Below are 500 nucleotides of genomic sequence, written 5' to 3'. Positions count from 1 at the left end.
CAGCGACGGGGGCAGCTCCAGCCCGCCGGACTCGGCGTCGGCCAGGGCGACCAGGAGCCCGCCGATCCGGCCTGCCCGGCGTGCCCAGGTCGCCCGGTCCCCGGGCAGACCCCGGTGGACGAGGACGCCCGCCTGCGCCGGCACGGCCGGTGGCGCGTCGGGGCGGCGGGGGTGCGGGACCAGCGGCATCGGCGTCACCTCCTGCGGGGCCGACGCCGGTAGGCTCGCACTGCTCCCACCTGCTGTTACGTCGTCGCGGCGGACGGCGGGGACATCCCGCCGGACGGTCCGTGCCCGGCGTCCGGCGGTACGGCTGCCGCCGGTTCCAGGATCGTCAGCTCGGCCGACCCGAGGCGGAGCACGCCGTCGTCGAGGGGCTCGCAGCGGACACCGCCCCGGCCGCGCAGCGCCGCCCACGCGCCGTCGCCGATCTCGGTGTCCATCCAGCGGCACGGTGCGGCGGCGCGGTGCGCGCGGAAGCGGACCGGCCCGTCGCCGGA

1 protein-coding gene and 1 pseudogene are annotated in these 500 nt (G+C 79.6%); both read right to left on the bottom strand.

Annotated features, from left to right (window positions below; all coding sequences use genetic code 11):
- Nucleotides 1–189, bottom strand: a 189-nt coding sequence (locus tag GTW08_RS13925; protein WP_161152012.1) for a hypothetical protein, incomplete at its 3' end; no start/stop codon positions are given.
- Between the two features lie 56 nt (nucleotides 190–245).
- Nucleotides 246–500 (bottom strand): annotated as a pseudogene (locus tag GTW08_RS13920) (hypothetical protein); the annotation flags it as partial.

This window comes from Pseudonocardia sp. SID8383, from assembly GCF_009864975.1.
In the GTDB taxonomy this organism is placed as follows: Bacteria; Actinomycetota; Actinomycetes; order Mycobacteriales; family Pseudonocardiaceae; genus Pseudonocardia; species Pseudonocardia alni.
This window is presented reverse-complemented; position numbering and strand designations above follow the sequence as displayed.